We start from the raw sequence: 21626 nt of genomic DNA on the forward strand, positions 1-21626 counted from the left end.
TTTATGATAAACTGTATTGTGCTGCATAGTAGTTTAAAAGCTAAGAAGGTGAATCAGTAAATTCATTTTGTTTATAATAAAAATGCGAAAAGACAAAAAGCAGTGGGGTAAAGTAAAAGGTAAAATGCCAAATATGCTTAACATAAGCACGCAGGCCACTTCGCGGTTTGCCTTTTCGCGATGATAAATCCGGTAATTTGAAATAATTTAAACCAAGTTCGAAATAAGAAAAATGAATGGTTATTTTAGTCCCAGCTTCCCACTTCCATCTTTTCCATCAGGTTTATATTTTTTTCGCACTCACCAGAACATTCATTCCGGAGAGTAATTTTTCGTTCTCTTTATTATTATCAAGAATAATTTTTACAGGAAATCTTTGCTCTATTTTTACAAAGTTCCCGGTTGCATTATCAGGTTTTACAAGGGAAAATTGAGAACCGGATGCCGGGGAAACAGAAACAATTTTTCCTTTAAATTCAATATCAGGATAGGCATCTGCCGTAATTGTTACTTCCTGTTTGGGATCAATTTGTCCAAGTTGGGTTTCTTTGTAATTGGCAATAATCCATTTTTCTTTGCTGACAATTTGTACCAGGGCCTGGCCTTCTTTGATCAATTGTCCTTCCTGAATCGTTTTTTTGCCTACCCAACCGTCATAAGGAGCTGTAATTACCGTATATGACAGGAAAAGCTTGGCATTGTTCAGGCTGGCAGCGCTTTGTTGTATCTGGCTTTTTGCAGGAGCTACTTTCGTTTGTTGTTCATTAGCACCTGCTTTTATCGCGTTTTTTTTGTTGCTCCAGAGCCAGAAGATTCGCTTTGGCCTGTTCATAGGAAGCTTTCACATTCTCAAACTCTTGTTCTGTGGCAGCATCTTCCGCCAACAGATTCTGATATCTTTTATAATCCTGTTCATTTTTCCAGATATCAATTTTTTGCAGAAGCAATTTTTCGCTTCTATAATCCTGGTATCACTTTCCTTCGTAGTAACACCACTCTGAATGGTTGTAATATTTTCAGTATTGGCATGAAGACTCGCCTCTGCCATATGTACCTGATTGACAAACTCCCTGTTATCAATGACAATTAACGTGTCTCCCTGATGTACAAACTGATTTTCATTAAATTTTATCGTTTTGATGAATCCTGATACTTTGCTGGATACGGGAGTAATATATTGCTCAATCTGTGCATCATTCGTAGTTACATTTTTTCTCGAAAAAAGATAAAAACTTACCATTCCTGTTATTCCGCTTATGATCAGGATCCAGGCCAGTAACGTGATGACCCTGTTGATTCTTTTTTCCTTTTGTGTCAGTTGTTTTTTTGCCATAGTTTTTACAAGTTTCCTATCGTATATTGGAGTTGATAATATTTGAGCTGTCGGTTAATTTTTACAGAGATAAGATTAGATTCGGCTTCCAGATAAGCATTGTCTGCATCAATGAGTTCCGTAATCAGGCTGAGTTTGTTGGCGTATTTGGTTTTTACAATACGATAATTCTCTTTAGCCTGGTCAATAGCTTCTTCAGCAATTTTTACCTTCTGGTCTGTTTCCTCAAACCTTTTGTAAGCTTCATAGACGCTATGCCTTATTTTTTCTTCGTTCTCTTCAACCTGAAGTCTGGCCAGATCAATGTTTTCCCTGGCCTCCTGCATTTTGTATTTGTTCTTATACAGGTTTTCTATGGGATAGGTAAGATTCACACCCACCATTCCCAGACGATAGGCATAAGGTTCCGGAGGAAAAAACATCATATTGGGATATTTCAGAAAATATTCTCCACCCGCTGTCACCTTCGGTAAATAATTAGCCTTGGTTATCTTTTGATCCAGCTCTTTTAAAGAAAGGTTTTTGTGGGTGATTTCAACAGATTCATTTTTATTCAAAGCGGTTTCTATCAGCTCATCGATGTAGGGTATTGCTGCTTTGTCTGAAATAAGGTCTTCCGTATTTACATGTATTTCTTGCTTTTCAGGTAGTGAAAGTATGGTTTTCAATTTGTGTTCGGCAATCTGGATATCATTATCCAGCTCCGTCCAGCTCATTTTATGATTGGATAGCTGTAAAGAAGTTCTTAATACTTCATTTATCGTTACAACACCATTCGCTTTCAGTACTTTTACCTGTTTAATGTTCACGGAATCTTCTTTCATCTTGTCGTTGATAAGGTTTTGTTGCTCTTTTAAATGATGAATCTGCAGAAAAGCTGTAATAATTTCCATGGTAAGCTGTCTTTCATCCCGATGGGTTTTTAATGCAGAGATTTCCGTATCAATAGCTGCTTTCTTTTCGGTGTTTTTTATTTTTCCACCCATATATACCGGAATGGAAGCTGATAAGGTAAAATCATACATTCCATTGATGACATCGTATTTTGCAGGGGTATTGAATACACCATCCTGGTATTGGAAAAGATTGGTTACCTGATTATAACTGGTATGGAATTCAATGTCCGGAAGCCTTTCCATTGCAAGATCCTTCTCTTTTGTAACAGACATTTCCTGTTTCAGATAGCTGATCCGGATATTTTTGTTGTTTTTCAAGCCTATCTCAATAGCTTGTTGTAAGCCAAGGTTGTGATAGTCTATCATTTGTGCAGGTAAAAAAATGGCTCAGTAATAAGCACAACGCAATGCACTGATATCGGCATGCGTTCAATATCATATTCATAAATTTATTAAAAGATTTTTGCTAAAAAGATTTTGATGCAGCAAAGTTACGACAGCCGGTAATAGTCACGATTTGTGAAAGCAGAAAAAGATTTGCTCATTTACGCCATTTAAAAAAAAACTTCTTATCTTTATTTGATGAATGACAGTCATTTTCAGGCAGTAGAAGACGATGATGCCGAATTTTACGTGTATCATGTGCTTACGGGAAATATTACCACGGATATTCATTATCACAGTTCTGCACAGCTGGTCTATGCGGAAGGGGGAATTGTACATGTTTTTACAGATTTAAAACATTGGTATCTTCCGGCAAGATGCTTTATGTGGATTCCTGCGGGCACGCCTCATTATCTATTTTCTACAAGCCCTAAAGTAGATCTGTATAATTTTTACTTTAAAAAAAGAAAAAAATGAAAGTGGCTTTTTTGATGAAATTAATATTTATTCAGTCAATGAGCTGCTAAGGGAAATGATTTTATATACCAAAGACTGGGATGGGAAAATCAACAAAAAATGATGGATCTAAGTATTATTTTCTTAAAGCGTTAAAAGGAATTCTACCTGAAAAAAGAGATAAAAAACTGGCATTTCCTGTACAACATCCTTTTCCCAAAGATGAAACATTACTGAAGATTGCAAGATATATTCATGCCAACCTGGAAAAGCCCCTTACCATTGAATCTACGGCCAAAGAGTTCGGAATGAGTACCCGAACCCTTTCCAGAAAGTTTAAAGAGATTCTGGGCATGAATTACGTCCGGTTTTTAAGAGCTTTAAGAATTACCCGTTCCCTTGAATTGATGCTGGAAGGAAAATACAATATGTACGAAATTGCAATGATGGTAGGTTACAACAGTCTGTCATCTTTCAGCAATATTTTTAAAAAAGTGATTGGGGTTGCGCCAACGGAGTATCAGCAGAAATTAAGAGGAGACCGGTAGATTTAAAATTCGTAGAGACCTGTAAAGAACCGTGTGAATCCAGATCCTGATCTTTTTAATTTTTTTACAGTAATATTTTCAAGGCATTATACTAAAACTGCTGCACAACCGGCCTGAAGATGTTTTTTGTTTGTAAAAAAGAACGGGGCACAAAAAAACCACCTCAAAAATTGAGATGGTCCTATATGGTGAGAAATTCTCGGTCGCTTATTAAGCTTCTTCAGTTTTAGCTTCTTCTTTTTTAGCAGGAGCAGCTTCAACCGGAGCATCAGAAACGATATCAAACTCATAATTGTACTCAACATTTCTGTGAAGTCTGATAAGAGCTGAGAATTTACCAGTTCTTTTGATTGTGTTACCAGGGATTTTGATGTATTTTTTCTCTACAGAAACACCAGCTTTTTCTAAAGCAGCAGATAGATCAGCATTGTTGATAGATCCGAATAGTTTATCACCACTACCTACTTTTGCAGGAATAGTGATAGAAGTTTTCTTCAATTGATCAACTACAGCGTTAGCAGCAGCGATTAATTTAGCTTCTTCTTCTTTTCTGGCTTCTAATGTAGCTTCTAAAGCAGCTTTGTTTTTAGGGGTAGCTAAAAGTGCAAATCCTTGAGGGATTAAGAAGTTTCTAGCATAACCTGGCTTTACGTTTACTGTATCAAACTCAAGTCCTAAGTTTTCTACGTCTTTTTTTAGGATAATTTCCATTGTTGTTGTCCGTTTTTTAGTTTTAGAGAAAAGAGCAAAGAAAAAAGAAAAAAGACTGATGTCTTAGAAATTATTTCTTTTCTTTAATCTAAAAATCGTTAGAATTAATGATGTATTCAGCAACTTAAAAAAAGAGAAAAAGATCTGGATCTTTCCTCTTTCTTCTTGTTTATTTTTGTCTTATTTTAATAAGTCAGCTACGTATGGTAGTAATGCAAGGTGTCTTGCTCTTTTGATAGCAGCAGAAACTTTTCTTTGGTATTTTAAAGAAGTTCCGGTGTATCTTCTTGGTAAAATTTTACCTTGCTCGTTCACGAACTGTAATAAGAAATCAGCATCTTTGTAATCAACGTGCTTAATTCCGTATTTTTTTGAATCTACAATATTTCTTTTCAGATTTTGTATTGATATCAAGCGGAGTAAGGAATTTTACTTCTGATTCTCCTCCTGCTGAGGCTTGTTTAGCCATTTCATCTATTGCCATGTCTTGTCTTTTTAAAAAATAGGGTTAATAATTAAGCTTTAGCTGCTTTTACTTTTGCTCTTCTAGTTACAGCGTACTCAACAGCGTGTTTGTCAAGTTTTGTAGTAAGGTAACGGATTACTCTTTCGTCACGCTTGAATGCTAATTCTAAATCAGCAACTACAGAACCTTCTCCTTTAAATTCAATTAAAGTGTAAAATCCGTTCTTTTTCAATTGGATTGGATAAGCTAATTTTTTTAATCCCCAGTTTTCTTTAGCAACGATTTCGCAGTTCTTTTCTTTGATAAGATCTACATACTTGTTCACTGCTTCCTCTACCTGTGACTCAGATAGAACGGGAGTTAAAATGAAAACAGTTTCGTAATTGTTCATAATGTTAAATGAATTTGTTAATTATTTCGAGGTGCAAAAGTAGAGAATATATTTGTAATATACAATAGTAATGTGAAATAGTTGCTGGTGCCAACCGAACGATAACAGATGTTTTTGTATACTATGAAAACCAAATTTATTTATTTTCAACTAATCACGTTGCCTGATTTCTGTTAAAAAAATTCACTTTCAAAACATCATATAAAGAATGCCTGCTTACCAAAATAGAGGCAATAGAAGAAACCATCCCGGCCAGCATCAGATGAAAAATCAGTGAATGTCTGTCGGTCATTTCCAATACAATGATGGCTGATGTAAACGGCGCTCTGGTAATTCCTGTAAGGAAAGCAACCATCCCACCAAGAATGACTACATTGGTTTCATTGGGTGTGAGATGAATTGCTCCTGAAATGACAGAACCAATACTGGCCCCCGCAGTAAGAGCCGGAGCAAAAATTCCTCCTGCACCTCCGGAAGTGAAAGACAGGGCAGGGCCCAGCATTCTTAAAACCGGGACATACCAATCTTCATGTTTGTCTTTGGTGAAAAGGACACGCTCCATAATTTCTTTTCCGGAGCCCAGGATTTCTCTGTTAATAAAATAAGCGATAGAGGCTATAAACAAAGCACATGCAATCAGGAAAATAACATTAGCTTTATCTGTTTTCAGTGTTTTCTTTTTCCAGCCGTTAATTTTTAGCATAACCACGGAAAGCTGGCTGGCAAGAATTCCGGCTGTGGCAGCCACCAGAATGATCGGAAACATGATCATTAAAGAAACATCATTTGTTTTTGGATAACCCAGATATAAATAAGACCCGGCCAGGGTTTGGGCAGTTAAGCCGGCGATAATAACCGCCGTAAATAAAGCTGTTTTAAAATAATTAATATGTGTTTTCGACAATTCCTCTACAGCGAAAACAATTCCTCCGAGAGGAGTGTTAAAAGCAGCAGCAAGCCCGGCCGCAGCTCCTGTCATGATCATGTTCTTCTTGGAGATTTTAGGCCACCAATCCGGAAGATATTCGTTTACTTTTCTGAAAACCGAGCCGGCAATCTGAATGGTAGGACCTTCACGTCCTACGGCACCACCTCCGATCACCAGAACTACTGAGGAAATAATTTTAAAAATGATGATTTTAAGGCTTAAAAGGCTTCTGATCTTTTTATGTTCTTTAGGATTGGCCAGTTCCACTGCGGCCATCACTTGCGGGATACCACTTCCTTTGGCATTGGGAGCAAATTCTTTTACCAGCCACCATGAAAGCACAAAACCTACAGGAGCAATGATAAATATCATCCACGTATGCCAGTCAAGAATGAAATTCAGGAGGTTTTCTCCCCAGGCAAATAGTTGTGCATATAATACAGCAAAAAAGCCGGTAATCACTGAGCCTATCCAGAAAGGAATGGCCTGAAGAAGGTTGTACTTCAGCTGTTCATTCCGGATATTATCAAAGGAATTTTTAATGGATCTTCGTATCAGGACAAGGATTTTCAGCATTTGTTCATTTTGTGGGATGAAATTACGGCAAAATTTTGAGAATTATAGGTCTTCTGAAAATTTTGCGGCCATTAAGCATTATCAATACTTAGTGTCTTTGGTATCCAATCAGATTAATGATAAAAAGATAAGAGATATTTATTTTTACTTTTGAGGGTAAACAACAAGAACCTTTCAATCAAGAATTTTAATCAGAGTGAGCAATACTAAAAAATCCAATATATTTATTTCTTTTTCATCAGATCTTCTAGCTTATGAATCATATTTACAGCATTGGTATTATCAGGATTTAATGCTAAGGATTTTTTATAATTCTCTAAAGCTAAAGCATAATTTTTGGATAAAAAGTAACCTTCACCCAAGCTGTCAAAGGCATTTGCCGATTGTGGATTTTCCTTGGAATTTAAAGAAAATACCTTAACGGCTTCATCAATTCTCGAATTTCTCAAAAGAATATAACCTATTTCATTCAATGTGTTTTCAAAATTCCATTTTGAATTTTTTGCTTTCATTGAATAGTAGATTTTTTCTGCATCAAGATTATTTTTTTTTGAAAATTCAGAGATGATGGTTTCTTCTGCTAATGAATAGTCGTCTGCTAAACTTTTATCAATAATAGCTGCAATGTGATTGACAATCCGGTATTGAACAGGAAATAAACTGTATCCGTTAGACATCATAACTATTGCCAGATTATTTTGCGGATAAATTTTATAGGAGCTTACATTGCCACCGGAAAAATTGTAAGAGGTTATATTATTTACTTTCGTAATGTCCCATCCGTAGGAAAAAACATCTTTTTTATTACCGAAATCAAAAGGCTGCCACATCATTTCTTTGGTTTTTTGATGAAGTAACTCATTTTTACTAAGATGGATGCTCCATTTTAAAAAGGCAGGAAGTGTGATTGCTATTCCATTGGCGGAATGAGCCCGAGTTCCATTAACATCTGTGGATTTTTCATATTGTTCTTTTGCAGCATTGTAATTGTATTTTACAACACGATGGGGGATTGTTTCAAGAGCATTTGAAGAAAAAACAACCTGGTTTTTAGCATCTGAAAACTGGTTGTTTATAATGAAATCTTCAAAAGACTGTCCCGTGATTTTTTCGATAATCATGGTAAGAAGAAAATAATTGGTCTGGTTATAACTGAATTGATTTCCTGTTTTAAATTCCATTTTTTCCTTAGCCAGTCTTTCAATAACCTTGGCATTAGAATCATCTGCTAAAATATCATTATAAGCAATAAGATTGGGAATTCCAGAAGAATGCGTCAATAGATGTTTTACTTTAACGCCCTGCCATTCTTTAGGGAGGTTTTCAATATACTTTGAAATATTGTCTTCTAAAGATAATTGACCTTTTTCAACCAGTTGAAAAACACCAACATTTGACATCAATTTTGAAGTGGAATATATCCTGAATATTGAATTTGAATCAACCTTTTTATCACTTTCCAGCGTTTCTCTGCCATAATATTGCTGGAAAATAATCTTATCATCTTTTATGACTCCAATAGCCAAACCCGGGATCTGGTTGATGGTAATCATTTCTTTCACATACTGATCAATCAATGCCGATTGTTCAGCTTTCTGAGAGAAGACTGTCATAGAAATACTTAACGCTAATGTGGTCAAAATGAATTGCTTCATATGTAATTTGGTTATGTTCTTATATTAGACAACCTGAATCCTGTTTATGTTACTTCTTAATTCAAAGATACACAGATTGATCTACAAAAAAAACCTCCGATAATATATCGAAGGTTTATCATTTTAAATATACCGGATAAGCCTGAATCATTAATCAATTATCACTTATCCTCCATCAATTATAATAGACAGTAAGTAAGTTACTCATTGCTTATTACCCGTACTTATATTTCCGTGTTCAGATCCCAGTTTTCAAGATAGTCGTGAACATGCTTCAGCATCATTCCTCCTAAGGATCCGTCAACTACTCTGTGATCATAAGAGTGAGACATGAACATTAAGTTTCTGATCGCGATTACGTCACCATCTTTGGTTTCAAGAACTGCAGGCTTTTTAACGATAGCCCCAATTGCTAAAATAGCCACCTGAGGCTGAGGAATAATTGGAGTTCCCATAAGGTTTCCGAAACTTCCTACGTTAGAAATTGTATAGGTTGCTCCCTGAGTATCTTCAGGTCTTAGTTTTTTATTTCTTGCCCGGTATGCCAGGTCATTAATGGCTTTTGCCAGTCCTGAAAGAGACAGCTGATCTGCATTTTTGATAACAGGAACAATAAGGTTACCATCCGGAAGGGCAGTAGCCATACCAATATTGATGTTTTTCTTCTTGATGATGTTTTCACCACTTACAGAAACGTTGATCATCGGGAAATCCTGAATTGCTTTCACTACCGCTTTTACAAAAATTGGCATGAAAGTCAGTTTTTCACCTTCACGTTTTTCGAAAATCGCTTTGTTTTTATTTCTCCATTTTACAACGTTGGTAACGTCTGTTTCAATGAAAGAAGTAACATGAGGAGCAATTTGCTTAGCTTTTACCATGTTTTCAGCGATGATCTTTCTCATTCTGTCCATAGGAATGATTTCGTCACCAGCACTTACCGGAACGGTAGCTGCAGGGGCTGAAACTGCTGGTTGCGGAGTAACAGCGGTTGGTGCAGGAGCCGCCTGTGGAGCAGGTTGGTTTCCTCTGTTGGCAACATATCCTAATATATCTTCCTTGGTAATTCTTCCTTCCAGACCACTTCCTTTGATAGATTTCAGCTCAGCTTCAGAAATATTTTCCTGTTGTGCAATAGATTTTACTAATGGAGATAAATAAAGATCTCCTGAGAATTCTGTCGTTGAAGTTGCTGCTGTTTTTAAAGGCTCTTCAATCGTTTTTAATGTTTCGGTATCCGGAGCAGCGGCTGTTGTTGTTTCTGATGATACTTCTTCTGAAGCCGTTCCTTCACCTTCAATTTCTAAAATAGCAATCGGCTCACCTACTTTTGCAACTTCATCTTTTTGCTTTAAAATTTTTACAATTTTTCCCGAAACTGGTGTCGGTACATCTGAATCTACTTTATCTGTTGCAATTTCTACTACGGAATCATCTTCTTTAACATTATCACCTTCATTGAATAACCAAGTGATAATTGTCGCTTCCATAACCCCTTCTCCCATAGAAGGAAGCAATAATTTGTATTCTGCCATTTTTGATTTTTAGATTTTGACAAATATATAAAAAAAATCGGTTTTTTTATGAAATATATAATTTTAGGCAAATTCAATGTAAATATTCTCGCCTACATTCAATCCAAACAGGCTTTTTGCCCCGTTTTTCCTGCTTCCCTTATAGATGGTAAGTTCTAATAACTGACTGTCATTAAAGATTGCTGCAGACTGCCCATGGAATTCAGTCTCTCTTTCCCAGTCAGAAACCACTTCTGTGTGGCTGGAAAATACCCTGGAAAGAGTTAAATTCCTGAATTTTATCGTAAAACTATTATATCCTTTGCCGATATTTTCAAAGAAATCTTTGCTGATATTTGAGATTATATTTCCGAAATTATCAATATAGGTAACTTCCCCGATGATCATTCTTTCGGATTCATTATAAACCGGCTTAGGGAACATCAGCTGTTTGGCGGTATCTATTTTTCTTCCGATGACCTCCGGAAGTCCTCCATTGGCAAGATGTACAGCCGCAGGGACAAAAATATCCGTAGAAGTAAAATTGATAATGTCATCAAAACGGTTATTTAAGGTAATCTCATAGATCGCCTCGGGTTTGATGTCAAAAAATATAAGGCTTAAAATACCATTGTCGGCCGCCAGGAAATAAGATCCGTCCGCCTTGTAAAGGATATTTTTTCTTGATCTGTTATAAAAACTATCTACAGAAATGATATGAATGGTTCCTTTAGGGAAATATTTATAAGCATTTCGTACGATATAAGAAGTCTGTATGAGGTTGAATGCCTGGATATCGTGGGTTATATCAATAATATTAACCTCAGGGTTTAGAGACAGAATTTTGCCTTTTACAGCGGCTACTCTGTAATCTAAATTTCCGAAATCCGAAGTAAGGGTAATAATTGACATGAGCAATTTATAGAATAATGTAATATCGCAAAGTTATTTAAAATAAAAAGAAAGCCCGAAAGATTGTTGAAAAGAATTTGATATAAATTTGAAAAAAAACTTTAATTTTAAAAATCTAAAAATAAAAATACTGCATGTTTGAATTAACATATGATTTGGAAGATATCGACGCTAAAATCTTCTATGGAGTTAATAACCAATATTTCAACTTAATAAAATCTACTTTTCCGACTCTTAAAATCACAGGGAGAGATCACTTTTATCTTTGCGATGGGAAACCAGGAAGCTTTAGATATTCTGAAACAAAAACTGGATGATATTGTCCGTTTCATTTCTAAAAAACAACTCAATAGGCCTGAAAGATGTTGAAAATATCCTGAATATTAAAGATGAAAATGAGAAACAACTGATTTTCGACCAGGATATTATTGTAAAAGGAGTAAACGGGAAAATAATCAAAGCCAAAACGACCAATCTGAAAAAACTGGTAAAGGAAACCGAGAAAAAAGATATGGTCTTTGCCATAGGTCCCGCAGGTACCGGGAAAACCTATACCAGTGTAGCCTTAGCTGCAAAAGCATTAAGAGATAAAGAGGTTAAAAGGATTATCCTGACAAGGCCGGCAGTAGAAGCAGGGGAAAGCCTTGGATTTTTACCCGGTGATCTTAAAGAAAAGCTGGACCCTTATTTACAACCTTTGTATGATGCCCTTCGCGACATGATTCCGCATGAAAAACTGGAAGGTTTTATGGAAAAGAAAGTTATAGAGGTGGCTCCGTTAGCTTTTATGAGAGGACGTACCCTTGATGATGCTTTTGTAATTCTTGATGAAGCACAGAATACGACTCATGCACAGATGAAAATGTTTTTAACCAGGATGGGGATGAATGCCAAGTTTATCATTACAGGGGATCCAAGTCAGATTGACCTGCCTAAAAACCAGCAATCCGGGCTGAAAGAAGCAATGAGAATCCTGAAAGGAGTCAATGAAATCGGTTTTGTACATCTTACAGAAGAAGATGTGGTAAGACACCCGGTAGTAAAGAAAATCATTCTGGCTTACAATGATGAAGAAAAAAGATTAAGAAATGACTGATTCTAGGATTAAAATTCTAGTAAAATCTTATTAATGTTTATTTTTTATATTAAAATTTGGTAATCTGGAAAAATTAATTAGTTTTGCTTTCCTAAAAATTAAAACTAATTAACAATGAAAAAACTTTTACTGATTGCAGCTGTAGCTGTTATGGGAATTACAGCCAATGCGCAGGAATTTAGATTTGGTCCGAAGGCAGGGTATTCATATTCTACCTTAAAAGCAAAAGGGGATGGACAGTCTGAAACTTCAGATCCGTTACATACCTTTTACATCGGAGGAATCGCCGAATATAAACTGAGTGATAAGTTTGCCCTTCAGGGAGAACTTTTATATTCACCATTAGGAGGAAAGGTAAAGATACAGGAAGCTGATCCCGATGATCCGACTACTTTTTTTAATTTCAAAGCCAAGCAGACTTTCCATACTTTATTGGTTCCTGTATCGGCTAAGTATTTTATTACTGAAGGGCTTTCTGTTTCTGCAGGAGTAAATGTAGGACTTATCCTTTCTGCGAAATCAAAGCTTTCTGCTGATCTGGGAATGGGCCCATTATTTGAATTTGATGCGGATAAAGAGGTGGATATCAAAGATCAGGTGAATACACTAAACCTCGCTCCTTTCCTTGGAGCTGAATACGCGCTGGAAAACGGATTGTTCTTTGATGCAAGATATAACCTCGGTGTTTCCAATCTTGCTAAAAATGCACAAGGAAATGAAAAACTGACGAACAGCTTTATTCAGGTGGGTGTCGGTTTTAAATTCGGAGGTAATTAATGAAGGATTTTAATATATAAACAAAAACAGGATTAATTTTAGTCCTGTTTTTTTTATTTTAAGGAACATGATTCATGAAAATTTTATCAATAAAGAAAATAATTAGTATTTTTGGGCGATAATTAAACAACTAAAAATGAAAAAACTGTTATTACTAGGTGCTTTTGCGCTTTTAGGAGGTGCTGCACAGGCGCAGGAAGGTTTTAAATTAGGTGGACATATTGGGGTACCGGTAGCTGATGCAAGTGATATCTCTTCATTTACATTAGGAGTGGATGCCGCTTATATGTGGAATATCACTAAAGGTCTTGATCTTGGTGTTACAACAGGATATTCTCATTTTTTCGGAAAAGATCATTTTGATGATTTCGGATTTATTCCCGTAGCAGTTTCCGGAAAATATAAATTTAAAGGTGCTCCTATTTTTGTAGGATTGGATCTTGGATATGGCATTTCTACTAAAGATGGTATAGACGGAGGTTTCTATGCACAACCCAAATTCGGATACCAGATGTCTAAAGGAGAATTGTATATAGGATACCAGTCTGTAAGTAACAGACGTGACTACGGTTGGTACAGAGACAGCTGGAATATAGGTGCTGTAAACTTAGGATATAACTTCTTTATCAAATAAGGATAGCTAAAAGATAACAGGACTCCGGCCGAAGGCCGGAGTTTTTTTTATCATAAAATTTGAGCTCAGTAGAGCTGATTCCCGAACAGGCCAGCTTTGTTTTATCCAGATATTATAATATTGGTTGAATTTTAAGATTTAATACCCTTATTGTTAACGTTTTGTATCGTATATTTTCATTAAACAGATAAAAAAGGAAAAGGGTTGATAAAAATGAAGGATTGTACATTATAAGAATATTCCGCTCTTGTTAAATAAAAATTATTTTTTTATTCATAATATTGTGAAAAAGTCAAAAATGTTTTATCGGATATAATTTATTTCTATAAATACCAATATTTAACAATGATATTAATCACATTAACAAATTTTAATATTAAAGGCTGCCTCTGTAAATTTGCTCCCAGAAAGTATTAAAATTTTTTAAAATGAAAAAAATATTATTAGCGGGTGCTGTTGCACTTTTTGGTTTATCAAACGCTCAGATTGCTAAAGGAACTACATATTTATCAGGACAAGTTGGTTATTCTCAAAAAGAAAACAACAATACAGATAAAAAAGTTGAAAGCTTCAAAATTCTTCCAACTGTAGGATATTTTGTAGATACTAACTTAGCAGTAGGTTTAGGTGTTGGTTACAAAAACGATAATGAAAAAGTAACAAAAACTACAGGAACTAATCCTTTAATGGTAACTGAAGGTAAAGTAACTGAATCTGCATTCGTTGTTGCTCCTTTCGTAAGAAAATATTGGACTTTAGCTGATAAATTATATATCTTCGGTCAATTAGAAGTTCCAATGGCATTTGGTCAAAACAAAGTTGAAGGAACTACTACAACTACAACAACTACTGCAGCTGGAACAACTACTACAACTTCATCTGCATCTGATAAAGCTAACTTCACTTCAATCGGTGTAAACATTAAGCCAGGTTTAGATTATTTCTTAAACAAAAACTGGACTATCGAAGCTACTATCGGTGAATTCGGATACAACACTTACAAGCAAAATGTTGACGGAGCTAAGAGAGTTAATGATTATAACTTCGGTTTAAACTTAACTTCTGTAACTTTCGGAGTTAAATATGTATTTTCAAAATAATAAATACAGCATATAGCAATAGAGCCCTGAGATTTTCTCAGGGCTTTTTTATTGAAAATAAAATGTTGTTTTAATATTTTATCATAATTAATTGTTCTTAATTAAATAAAATCATTGAAAACGACATATTTTGTTTAAATATTTAACTTTTTATTATCTTTGCACCCGAAATTTTTAATATAATAATCATGAAAAAACTATTACTAGCTGGTGCTATCGCACTTTTTGGGTGGTCTAATGCTCAAATGACTAAGGGAGATTGGGTGATCAGTGGAAATACAGGCTTTGGCTTCAACAGTGTTACTACAACCGTGAAAGTAGGAGGTCAATCCGCAGACGGCCCTAAAGTAAGTACGATCTCATTAACGCCTTCAGTAGGATATTTTGTAATTGATAAATTGGCTGTTGGTATTGACTTGGGGCTTACAAGTGCTACTACAAAATATCAAGGTGTAAAGGCTACTACAACGAGTTTCTCTGTAATGCCTACAGCTACTTATTACTTTGCTAATGAAAGTAAATTTGTTCCGTTTTTAGGAGCCGGAATTGGATATGCTTCAGTAAAAAACAAAGGAAATGTTACTCTTGGTGGAGTTTCCAGCTCTGATGAAAGTACCACTGATGGTCTGGCATGGAAAGTAAAAGGAGGAGTTACGTATATGGCAACACAGTCTTTAGGAATAAATTTAGGTGTTTCCTATGACCAGTTTTCTAATAAACAGACCTATTACGGAATGGATGTTAAAACGAATGTGAAAACTTTCGGAGTAAATGTTGGTTTCTCTTATTTTATCAAAGCTAAGGCTCAAAAATCTGATAAATAATCAAAACTGTTTAAAGATAAGAAATAAAAAAATCCGACTCAATTTTGAGTCGGATTTTATATTTTGATTAGATGTTTCAGCATTATTTTCCAAACATTCCGCCCATTCCAGGCATGTTTGGCATCTTGCTCATCATCTGCATCATTTGCTTTCCTTGAGGTCCTTGCATCATCTTCATCATTTTACCCATCTGATCAAATTGTTTCATCAATTGATTCACATCTTCGATTTTTCTTCCCGCACCTTTTGCAATCCTGTTTTTCCTTTGCGTATTGATGATGGATGGTTTTCTTCTTTCTTCAGGAGTCATAGAGTAGATAATTGCTTCAATATGCTTAAACGCATCGTCACTAATCTCTACATCTTTAATGGCTTTTCCTACACCAGGAATCATCCCCATCAGATCCTTCATGTTACCCATTTTCTTAATCTGGTTGATCTGCTTCAGGAAGTCATCGAAACCAAATTCATTTTTAGCAATTTTCTTGTGAAGTTTTTTGGCTTCTTCTTCATCAAACTGCTCCTGGGCTCTTTCTACCAAGGAAACAACGTCCCCCATTCCCAGGATTCTGTCTGCCATCCTTTCCGGATAGAAAAGGTCTAAGGCTTCCATTTTTTCTCCTGTGGAGATAAATTTGATTGGTTTTTCAACTACAGAACGGATCGTTAATGCAGCACCCCCTCTTGTATCACCGTCTAACTTGGTAAGAACAACCCCGTCAAAGTTCAAAGCTTCGTTGAACGCCTTTGCCGTATTTACAGCATCCTGACCGGTCATAGAGTCTACCACAAAAAGGGTTTCCTGTGGCTTGATGAAATAATGTACGGATTTAATCTCGTTCATCATCTGCTCATCAATTGCCAGACGGCCGGCAGTATCCACGATTACGACATCATGGTGGTTGGCTTTTGCAAAATTGATAGCATTTTCAGCAATGGTAGAAGGATTTGTGGCTCCTTCTTCAGTATATACAGGAACATTAATTTGTCCTCCTAAAACCTTTAGCTGGTCAATCGCTGCAGGACGATAAACGTCACAAGCCACCAATAAAGGTTTCTTATTTCTTTTGGTTTGTAAATAATTGGCAAGTTTTCCGGAAAAAGTTGTCTTACCTGAACCCTGAAGACCTGCAATAAGGATTACCGTCGGTTTTCCTGAAAGATTAATACCTTCCTGAGAACCTCCCATTAAATCTACTAATTCATCATGAACAATTTTAGTCATTAATTGTCCCGGAGTCAGGGAAGTAAGAACATTTTGTCCTAAGGCTTTGTCCTGAACTCTCTTTGTAAGGTCTTTTGCAACTTTATAGTTAACGTCGGCATCTACTAATGCTCTGCGGATCTCCTTTACGGTTTCCGCCACATTGATTTCTGTAATTTTTCCACGTCCGGAAATATTATGTAATGCCTTGTCTAATTTATCCTGTAAACTATTAAACATATGTATTGTAAATTATAGGTTTGCAAAAATAAGGAATTTTTAGCATATCCAAAGGATGAATACACGTAATATTATATATAGAAAAACTCGTTGGGCATTTTGAGCCAAAAATTACAGTTCGGAGTAGGAAAGTCTGGTAATGGGTTGGAAGCTGGAAGAAAGAAGCTGGAAGTTACTTTCGGTTGTAAAGACTGACAGCTATTACATCATTAATTTTTGCCTCAAGATCGATAAAAAAGATGAATCGTTATTCTTTACGACCTTCATGACTCCCAGCTCCCAGTTCCCCGGCTTTAAAACTGCTTTATTCTGAACTGCCATTTAATATCAAAATGCACAACGGCTATATGGAAAAATGATAATTATCAAATCATAGGATAATACGATAGAAAAAGTCTATTTTTGCGATCAATTGAATAAACCATGTTTTATACATGGATGAAAATTTAACGAAAGAATGAAATCTAATCCTAATATTCTTGTTGTAGTCTTATTTTTCCTGACATTCCTGATTCATTTTTCTCTTTGGAAATTTGTTTTTCATCTGGATGAAATTGTCATTATTAAATTTTACCTTTTCCTGAGCGTTATGTTTATGATGATGATAACTTTGATTGTTTTGATCAATAGGGTAGCTCCTGAGTTTTTAGGGCTGTCTGTCATCGGATTGATCCTTTTAAAATTCGGTTTAATGTATTTAATCCGGAAAAAATTGAACTTTGAAGCCATTCCCGGCTATAAATTTCATTTTATCATGCCTTATTTTGTCCTGACAACGCTGCTTACGTACTATGCGATTAAGCTTATTAATCATGATAAAAAACAGTAAAATTATTTATTGAAACTAGAAAAAATATTATATTTTTGCACAACGAAAAAAACCTATCAATGTTTAAGAAATTCGCAGTTTTATTCTACAGTATTTTTGTATTAAACTTGGTGTCTGCACAGCACGGCGAGGCAACTGCTGGGGCGGCTCCTGCTCAAGAGCTTTCAGAGAAAGACAAAGTAAGTAAAGAAAACAAAGAATTCATCGATCATCACTTATTGGATGCGCATGATTTCACATTGATGGTTGACAAAGAAGGTCACCACATCGGTTTCCCTCTTCCTGTTATTTTTTATGATAACGGTTTCCATGCTTTCATGAGCAATAAAGAAGGTTTTATGCATGGTGAGCCGACTGAGGTGGATGGAGCTTATTACATGTTGCACCACGAAAAGATTTACAAGACTGATGCAGCAGGAACATTGCCTGTGGATGAAGCAGGTCATCCTACCGCTGAGAAAGTGCTGGATCTTTCTATTACGAAAAGTGTACTGATCATAATCTTGGTGTCAGTTTTCATGTTGGTATTGTTTACCGGAATGGCTAAGTCTTATAAAAAATCACCGGTTCCAAGTGGAGCTGCCAGATTCCTGGAGCCATTGGTAATCTTTGTGAGAGATGAAATCGCTATTCCAAACATCGGACATAAGTATAAAAGATTTATCGGTTATTTATTAACAGTGTTTTTCTTTATTCTTTTCCTGAATGTTTTAGGATTAATGCCATTCGGAATCAATGTTACCGGTAATATTACCATGACTTTCTTCCTGGCTATCCTTACTTATCTGATTACTACATTCTCTGCCAATAAAGATTACTGGAAACACATCTTCTGGATGCCGGGAGTACCAGTGCCAATGAAGCTGATCATGCTTCCTATCGAATTATTAGGAACCATCACTAAGCCATTCGCATTGATGATCCGACTTTTTGCCAACATGACGGCAGGTCACATCGTCGTAATGAGTTTGATCGGGTTGATCTACGTATTCAAGAATGTTATTGCAGGAGTAGCATTCCCGTTCTTAACATTAGTCATTTATTTATTGGAAGTATTAGTAGCATTCCTACAGGCTTATATCTTCACGATGTTATCAGCTTTGTTTATCGGAATGGCGGTGCAGGAGCACGAGCATGAACACCACGCAGCTCACTAATCATTTGAATTAAAAAAAGTATTTAAACAAATTTTTTTAAAATTATATATTATGGAAATCCCTAAAATTGTAGGTGCTGGTATCGTAGTACTAGGTGTAGGTATCGGTCTTGGTAAAATCGGAGCTGCTGCTCTTGAAGCTATCGCTAGACAACCTGAACAATCTGGAAAAATCCAAACAGCTATGCTTATCGCAGCTGCACTTGTAGAAGGTGTTGCGTTTGCTGCTCTATTCGCAGTAAACTAATTCAATCAGATCATTATCTGCAACGGTTGGTTGCAGGTAATGATTCTTTAAAAAAGTAATAATTATTTATACATTTATATAATGGAATTAATTCATCAGTTTTCATCAGGATTATTTATTATCCAGTCTGTTATCTTTCTAGCGTTATTATTTCTGTTAGGTAAATTCGCTTGGAAACCTATTTTAAAGTCTATTAACGACAGAGAAACTTCTATAGTTGACGCTCTTAATCAAGCTAAATTGGCTAGAAAAGAAATGGAAACTTTAAAAGAGGATAACGAAAGAATTATTCGTGAAGCTAAAATCGAAAGAGATGCTATCCTTAAAGAAGCTAGAGAAATTAAGGACAGAATCGTAGGAGAAGCCAAAGATGCTGCTAAAGCTGAAGGAGACAAAATGATCGAAGCTGCTAAGCAGACCATCACTGCTGAGAAGAATGCTGCCATGGCAGACATCAAAACCCAAATCGGTACTTTATCTGTGAACATTGCTGAATCTATCCTGAAGCAAAAACTCGATAACACTGAAGCTCAAAACGAATTAGTTCAAAATTATTTAAACAAATCAAACCTTAACTAAGAATGCTTACATCTAAAGTAGCTAAAAGATACGCACAAGGTTTACTTGACTTCACGAATGAAGCAGGGCAAACGGCTACTGTATTTTCTGAAATGAAAGATGTAGTAAAGGTAATGACTGAATCTAAAGATTTAAATAAGTTTTTCCTTACTCCTTACATCGATTCTAAAAAGAAAATAGAAGTAGCAAACGAAATATTCAAAGGTTTATCTGTTTCTACCCAAAATCTGATCACACTGGTGATTAAACACGGACGTGAAAACCAATTGAAAAATATCGCTCAGGAATTTATCAATAAAGTAGAAGACCTTAACGGTGTGCAGAGAGTAACGCTTACTACAGCAACTCCGCTTTCAAAAGAAAACCTTGACCAGATTTTAAGATCTACCAATCTTGTAAATACTGACTCAAACTTTGATCTGAAAGTAAATGTTAAGCCTGAAATCCTTGGAGGATATATTCTGAGAGTAGGAGACCAGCAGGTAGATGCATCTGTGAAGACCAAACTGAACCAAGTTAAAAAAGATTTTCAATTAAATTAAGAAAAACAACCATACAATGGCAGAAATAAATCCGGCAGAAGTATCTGCGATCTTAAAACAGCAATTGGCCAACTTCGACACTCAATCAAACGTTGAGGAAGTAGGTACAGTTTTAACCATCGGTGATGGTATTGCTCGTGTATACGGGTTAGAAAACGTACAATACGGAGAGTTGGTGAAATTTTCTAGTGATGTAGAAGGTATTGTACTTAACCTTGAAGAAGACAACGTGGGGGTTGCTTTATTAGGTGAAAGTAAATTAGTAAAAGAAGGGGATACAGTAAGAAGAACAAACAGAATCTCTTCTATCAAAGTAGGAGAAGGAATGTTAGGAAGAGTAGTAGATACTCTTGGTAACCCTATCGATGGTAAAGGTCCTATCACAGGGGATTTATACGAAATGCCACTGGAAAGAAAAGCTCCTGGGGTTATCTACAGACAGCCGGTAACTGAACCTTTGCAGTCAGGTATCGTGGCAATTGACTCTATGATTCCTGTAGGAAGAGGACAAAGAGAGCTTATCATCGGTGACAGACAAACAGGTAAAACAACTGTTGCGATCGATACGATCATCAACCAAAAAGAATTCTTTGATGCTGGTAAACCAGTATATTGTATATATGTAGCTATCGGTCAGAAAGCTTCTACTGTAGCACAAATCGTTAAAACTCTTTCTGATAAGGGAGCTTTGGCATATACGGTAATTGTTGCGGCTAACGCATCAGATCCGGTTCCGATGCAGGTATATTCTGCGATGGCAGGTGCTGCTATCGGTGAGTACTTCAGAGACACAGGTAGACCGGCATTGATCGTTTATGATGATTTATCTAAACAAGCTGTTGCTTACCGTGAGCTTTCCCTACTTTTAAGAAGACCACCGGGCCGTGAAGCTTACCCTGGAGACGTTTTCTATCTTCACTCAAGACTATTGGAAAGAGCTGCAAAAATCATTGCTGATGACGAAATTGCCAAGCAAATGAATGACTTACCAGAGTCTTTAAAGCCAATCGTAAAAGGTGGTGGATCATTAACGGCACTTCCAATCATCGAAACTCAGGCAGGTGACGTTTCTGCGTATATCCCAACTAACGTAATCTCTATTACAGATGGACAGATCTTCCTGGAGTCTGATCTATTCAACTCAGGGGTTCGTCCTGCGATTAACGTAGGTATCTCTGTATCAAGAGTAGGAGGTAATGCTCAGATCAAATCAATGAAAAAAGTATCTGGTACATTGAAACTTGACCAGGCTCAATATAAAGAATTAGAAGCGTTTGCCAAGTTCGGTTCTGATCTTGATGCTTCTACTTTAGCAGTAATCTCTAAAGGAGAAAGAAACGTGGAGCTTCTTAAGCAGCCGGTTAACTCTCCACTTCCGGTAGACAGCCAGGTAGCAATGATCTATGCGGGTACTGAGAACTTATTGAGAAACGTTCCATTGAACAAGATTAAAGAATTCCAACATGAGTACATCGAGTTCCTGAGATCTAAGCACCCTGATACAATGGCTGCGATCAAAGCTGGAAAAATCGATAATGATATTACAGGTGTTCTTAAGCAGGCAGCTAACGATTTAGCTTCTAAATACAACTAAAAAAATTCAATGTTTAAGGTTTAAAATATAGCGT

22 protein-coding genes and 2 pseudogenes are annotated in these 21626 nt (G+C 36.1%); 13 read left to right on the forward strand and 11 right to left on the reverse strand.

Annotation, left to right across the window (positions count from 1 at the left end; genetic code table 11):
• Positions 1-283 precede the first annotated feature (283 nt).
• Genes HX13_RS23940 through HX13_RS09065 form a run of 3 tightly spaced genes read right to left on the reverse strand, consistent with a single transcriptional unit; the run spans position 284 to position 2595 of the window.
• Complete coding sequence (locus HX13_RS23940; RefSeq protein WP_238555198.1) at positions 284-832, reverse strand: HlyD family secretion protein; 549 nt, start codon at positions 830-832, stop codon at positions 284-286.
• A 9-nt stretch (positions 833-841) separates the two neighbouring features.
• The gene (locus tag HX13_RS23945) at positions 842-1333 is read right to left on the reverse strand and encodes a biotin/lipoyl-binding protein (RefSeq protein ID WP_238555199.1); all 492 of its coding nucleotides are present in this window, start codon (positions 1331-1333) and stop codon (positions 842-844) included.
• Positions 1334-1338: 5 nt separating this feature from the next.
• On the reverse strand, positions 1339-2595 hold the full coding sequence (locus HX13_RS09065) for a TolC family protein (RefSeq protein WP_050020819.1): 1257 nt from the start codon (positions 2593-2595) through the stop codon (positions 1339-1341).
• Positions 2596-2808: 213 nt separating this feature from the next.
• Between HX13_RS09065 and HX13_RS23950 the strand changes: the two genes are divergently transcribed.
• A complete protein-coding gene (locus HX13_RS23950; protein WP_238555200.1) occupies positions 2809-3090 on the forward strand; it encodes a hypothetical protein in 282 nt (93 codons plus the stop codon).
• Between the two features lie 80 nt (positions 3091-3170).
• Positions 3171-3617, forward strand: a complete 447-nt coding sequence (locus tag HX13_RS23955) for a helix-turn-helix domain-containing protein (protein ID WP_238555201.1) — start codon at positions 3171-3173, stop codon at positions 3615-3617.
• 210 nt (positions 3618-3827) lie between these two features.
• Here HX13_RS23955 and rplI read toward each other — a convergent pair whose 3' ends face one another.
• From rplI to HX13_RS09105, 7 genes and pseudogenes are all read right to left on the reverse strand, one after another.
• Positions 3828-4328, reverse strand: coding sequence for a 50S ribosomal protein L9 (gene rplI / locus HX13_RS09075; RefSeq protein ID WP_050020820.1), 501 nt, complete (start codon positions 4326-4328; stop codon positions 3828-3830).
• A 180-nt stretch (positions 4329-4508) separates the two neighbouring features.
• Positions 4509-4812: pseudogene (gene rpsR / locus HX13_RS09080) on the reverse strand (30S ribosomal protein S18).
• 31 nt (positions 4813-4843) lie between these two features.
• Positions 4844-5185, reverse strand: coding sequence for a 30S ribosomal protein S6 (rpsF, locus tag HX13_RS09085; protein ID WP_047095723.1), 342 nt, complete (start codon positions 5183-5185; stop codon positions 4844-4846).
• A 154-nt stretch (positions 5186-5339) separates the two neighbouring features.
• Positions 5340-6689, reverse strand: a complete 1350-nt coding sequence (locus tag HX13_RS09090; RefSeq protein WP_050020821.1) for a chloride channel protein — start codon at positions 6687-6689, stop codon at positions 5340-5342.
• A 224-nt stretch (positions 6690-6913) separates the two neighbouring features.
• Positions 6914-8344, reverse strand: coding sequence for a serine hydrolase domain-containing protein (locus HX13_RS09095; protein ID WP_050020822.1), 1431 nt, complete (start codon positions 8342-8344; stop codon positions 6914-6916).
• A 224-nt stretch (positions 8345-8568) separates the two neighbouring features.
• Entirely contained in the window at positions 8569-9879 is a 1311-nt protein-coding gene (locus HX13_RS09100; protein ID WP_050020823.1) for a dihydrolipoamide acetyltransferase family protein, read from the reverse strand.
• A 63-nt stretch (positions 9880-9942) separates the two neighbouring features.
• Entirely contained in the window at positions 9943-10770 is an 828-nt protein-coding gene (locus HX13_RS09105) for an S-adenosyl-l-methionine hydroxide adenosyltransferase family protein (RefSeq protein WP_050020824.1), read from the reverse strand.
• A gap of 134 nt (positions 10771-10904) precedes the next feature.
• On the opposite strand from HX13_RS09105, the pseudogene HX13_RS09110 reads away from it, so the two are divergent.
• The 5 genes and pseudogenes from HX13_RS09110 (at position 10905) to HX13_RS09130 (ending at position 15201) form a co-directional block, all read left to right on the forward strand.
• Positions 10905-11866, forward strand: a pseudogene (locus tag HX13_RS09110) (PhoH family protein).
• A gap of 114 nt (positions 11867-11980) precedes the next feature.
• Entirely contained in the window at positions 11981-12643 is a 663-nt protein-coding gene (locus HX13_RS09115; RefSeq protein WP_050020825.1) for a porin family protein, read from the forward strand.
• A gap of 136 nt (positions 12644-12779) precedes the next feature.
• On the forward strand, positions 12780-13277 hold the full coding sequence (locus tag HX13_RS09120; protein WP_050020826.1) for a hypothetical protein: 498 nt from the start codon (positions 12780-12782) through the stop codon (positions 13275-13277).
• 428 nt (positions 13278-13705) lie between these two features.
• Positions 13706-14377, forward strand: coding sequence for an outer membrane beta-barrel protein (locus HX13_RS09125; RefSeq protein WP_050020827.1), 672 nt, complete (start codon positions 13706-13708; stop codon positions 14375-14377).
• 188 nt (positions 14378-14565) lie between these two features.
• Positions 14566-15201, forward strand: coding sequence for an outer membrane protein (locus HX13_RS09130; RefSeq protein WP_050020828.1), 636 nt, complete (start codon positions 14566-14568; stop codon positions 15199-15201).
• Positions 15202-15283: 82 nt separating this feature from the next.
• Here HX13_RS09130 and ffh read toward each other — a convergent pair whose 3' ends face one another.
• Positions 15284-16645 carry a signal recognition particle protein gene (ffh, locus tag HX13_RS09135; protein WP_050020829.1) on the reverse strand — a complete coding sequence of 454 codons (1362 nt, stop codon included), beginning with the start codon at positions 16643-16645 and terminating at the stop codon, positions 15284-15286.
• 457 nt (positions 16646-17102) lie between these two features.
• Between ffh and HX13_RS09140 the strand changes: the two genes are divergently transcribed.
• From HX13_RS09140 to atpA, 6 genes are all read left to right on the forward strand, one after another.
• Positions 17103-17474 carry a hypothetical protein gene (locus tag HX13_RS09140; protein ID WP_050020830.1) on the forward strand — a complete coding sequence of 124 codons (372 nt, stop codon included), beginning with the start codon at positions 17103-17105 and terminating at the stop codon, positions 17472-17474.
• Positions 17475-17533: 59 nt separating this feature from the next.
• Entirely contained in the window at positions 17534-18631 is a 1098-nt protein-coding gene (gene atpB / locus HX13_RS09145; RefSeq protein ID WP_050020831.1) for a F0F1 ATP synthase subunit A, read from the forward strand.
• A gap of 51 nt (positions 18632-18682) precedes the next feature.
• Complete coding sequence (atpE, locus tag HX13_RS09150; protein ID WP_002979108.1) at positions 18683-18877, forward strand: ATP synthase F0 subunit C; 195 nt, start codon at positions 18683-18685, stop codon at positions 18875-18877.
• Positions 18878-18958: 81 nt separating this feature from the next.
• A complete protein-coding gene (locus HX13_RS09155; protein ID WP_050020832.1) occupies positions 18959-19456 on the forward strand; it encodes a F0F1 ATP synthase subunit B in 498 nt (165 codons plus the stop codon).
• Positions 19457-19458: 2 nt separating this feature from the next.
• Positions 19459-19998, forward strand: a complete 540-nt coding sequence (gene atpH, locus HX13_RS09160; protein ID WP_050020833.1) for an ATP synthase F1 subunit delta — start codon at positions 19459-19461, stop codon at positions 19996-19998.
• A gap of 16 nt (positions 19999-20014) precedes the next feature.
• A complete protein-coding gene (atpA, locus tag HX13_RS09165) occupies positions 20015-21592 on the forward strand; it encodes a F0F1 ATP synthase subunit alpha (RefSeq protein WP_050020834.1) in 1578 nt (525 codons plus the stop codon).
• Positions 21593-21626 lie beyond the last annotated feature (34 nt).

This window comes from Chryseobacterium sp. P1-3, from assembly GCF_000738495.1.
GTDB lineage: Bacteria > Bacteroidota > Bacteroidia > Flavobacteriales > Weeksellaceae > Chryseobacterium > Chryseobacterium gallinarum.

Coding starts and splice junctions, on each gene's coding strand:
- HX13_RS23940 (WP_238555198.1), bottom strand. CDS start 832: ATGAACAGGCCAAAGCGAATCTTCTGGCTCTGGAGCAACAAAAAAAAC.
- HX13_RS23945 (WP_238555199.1), bottom strand. CDS start 1,333: ATGGCAAAAAAACAACTGACACAAAAGGAAAAAAGAATCAACAGGGTC.
- HX13_RS09065 (WP_050020819.1), bottom strand. CDS start 2,595: ATGATAGACTATCACAACCTTGGCTTACAACAAGCTATTGAGATAGGC.
- HX13_RS23955 (WP_238555201.1), top strand. CDS start 3,171: ATGGGAAAATCAACAAAAAATGATGGATCTAAGTATTATTTTCTTAAA.
- rplI (WP_050020820.1), bottom strand. CDS start 4,328: ATGGAAATTATCCTAAAAAAAGACGTAGAAAACTTAGGACTTGAGTTT.
- rpsF (WP_047095723.1), bottom strand. CDS start 5,185: ATGAACAATTACGAAACTGTTTTCATTTTAACTCCCGTTCTATCTGAG.
- HX13_RS09090 (WP_050020821.1), bottom strand. CDS start 6,689: ATGCTGAAAATCCTTGTCCTGATACGAAGATCCATTAAAAATTCCTTT.
- HX13_RS09095 (WP_050020822.1), bottom strand. CDS start 8,344: ATGAAGCAATTCATTTTGACCACATTAGCGTTAAGTATTTCTATGACA.
- HX13_RS09100 (WP_050020823.1), bottom strand. CDS start 9,879: ATGGCAGAATACAAATTATTGCTTCCTTCTATGGGAGAAGGGGTTATG.
- HX13_RS09105 (WP_050020824.1), bottom strand. CDS start 10,770: ATGTCAATTATTACCCTTACTTCGGATTTCGGAAATTTAGATTACAGA.
- HX13_RS09115 (WP_050020825.1), top strand. CDS start 11,981: ATGAAAAAACTTTTACTGATTGCAGCTGTAGCTGTTATGGGAATTACA.
- HX13_RS09120 (WP_050020826.1), top strand. CDS start 12,780: ATGAAAAAACTGTTATTACTAGGTGCTTTTGCGCTTTTAGGAGGTGCT.
- HX13_RS09125 (WP_050020827.1), top strand. CDS start 13,706: ATGAAAAAAATATTATTAGCGGGTGCTGTTGCACTTTTTGGTTTATCA.
- HX13_RS09130 (WP_050020828.1), top strand. CDS start 14,566: ATGAAAAAACTATTACTAGCTGGTGCTATCGCACTTTTTGGGTGGTCT.
- ffh (WP_050020829.1), bottom strand. CDS start 16,645: ATGTTTAATAGTTTACAGGATAAATTAGACAAGGCATTACATAATATT.
- HX13_RS09140 (WP_050020830.1), top strand. CDS start 17,103: ATGAAATCTAATCCTAATATTCTTGTTGTAGTCTTATTTTTCCTGACA.
- atpB (WP_050020831.1), top strand. CDS start 17,534: ATGTTTAAGAAATTCGCAGTTTTATTCTACAGTATTTTTGTATTAAAC.
- atpE (WP_002979108.1), top strand. CDS start 18,683: ATGGAAATCCCTAAAATTGTAGGTGCTGGTATCGTAGTACTAGGTGTA.
- HX13_RS09155 (WP_050020832.1), top strand. CDS start 18,959: ATGGAATTAATTCATCAGTTTTCATCAGGATTATTTATTATCCAGTCT.
- atpH (WP_050020833.1), top strand. CDS start 19,459: ATGCTTACATCTAAAGTAGCTAAAAGATACGCACAAGGTTTACTTGAC.
- atpA (WP_050020834.1), top strand. CDS start 20,015: ATGGCAGAAATAAATCCGGCAGAAGTATCTGCGATCTTAAAACAGCAA.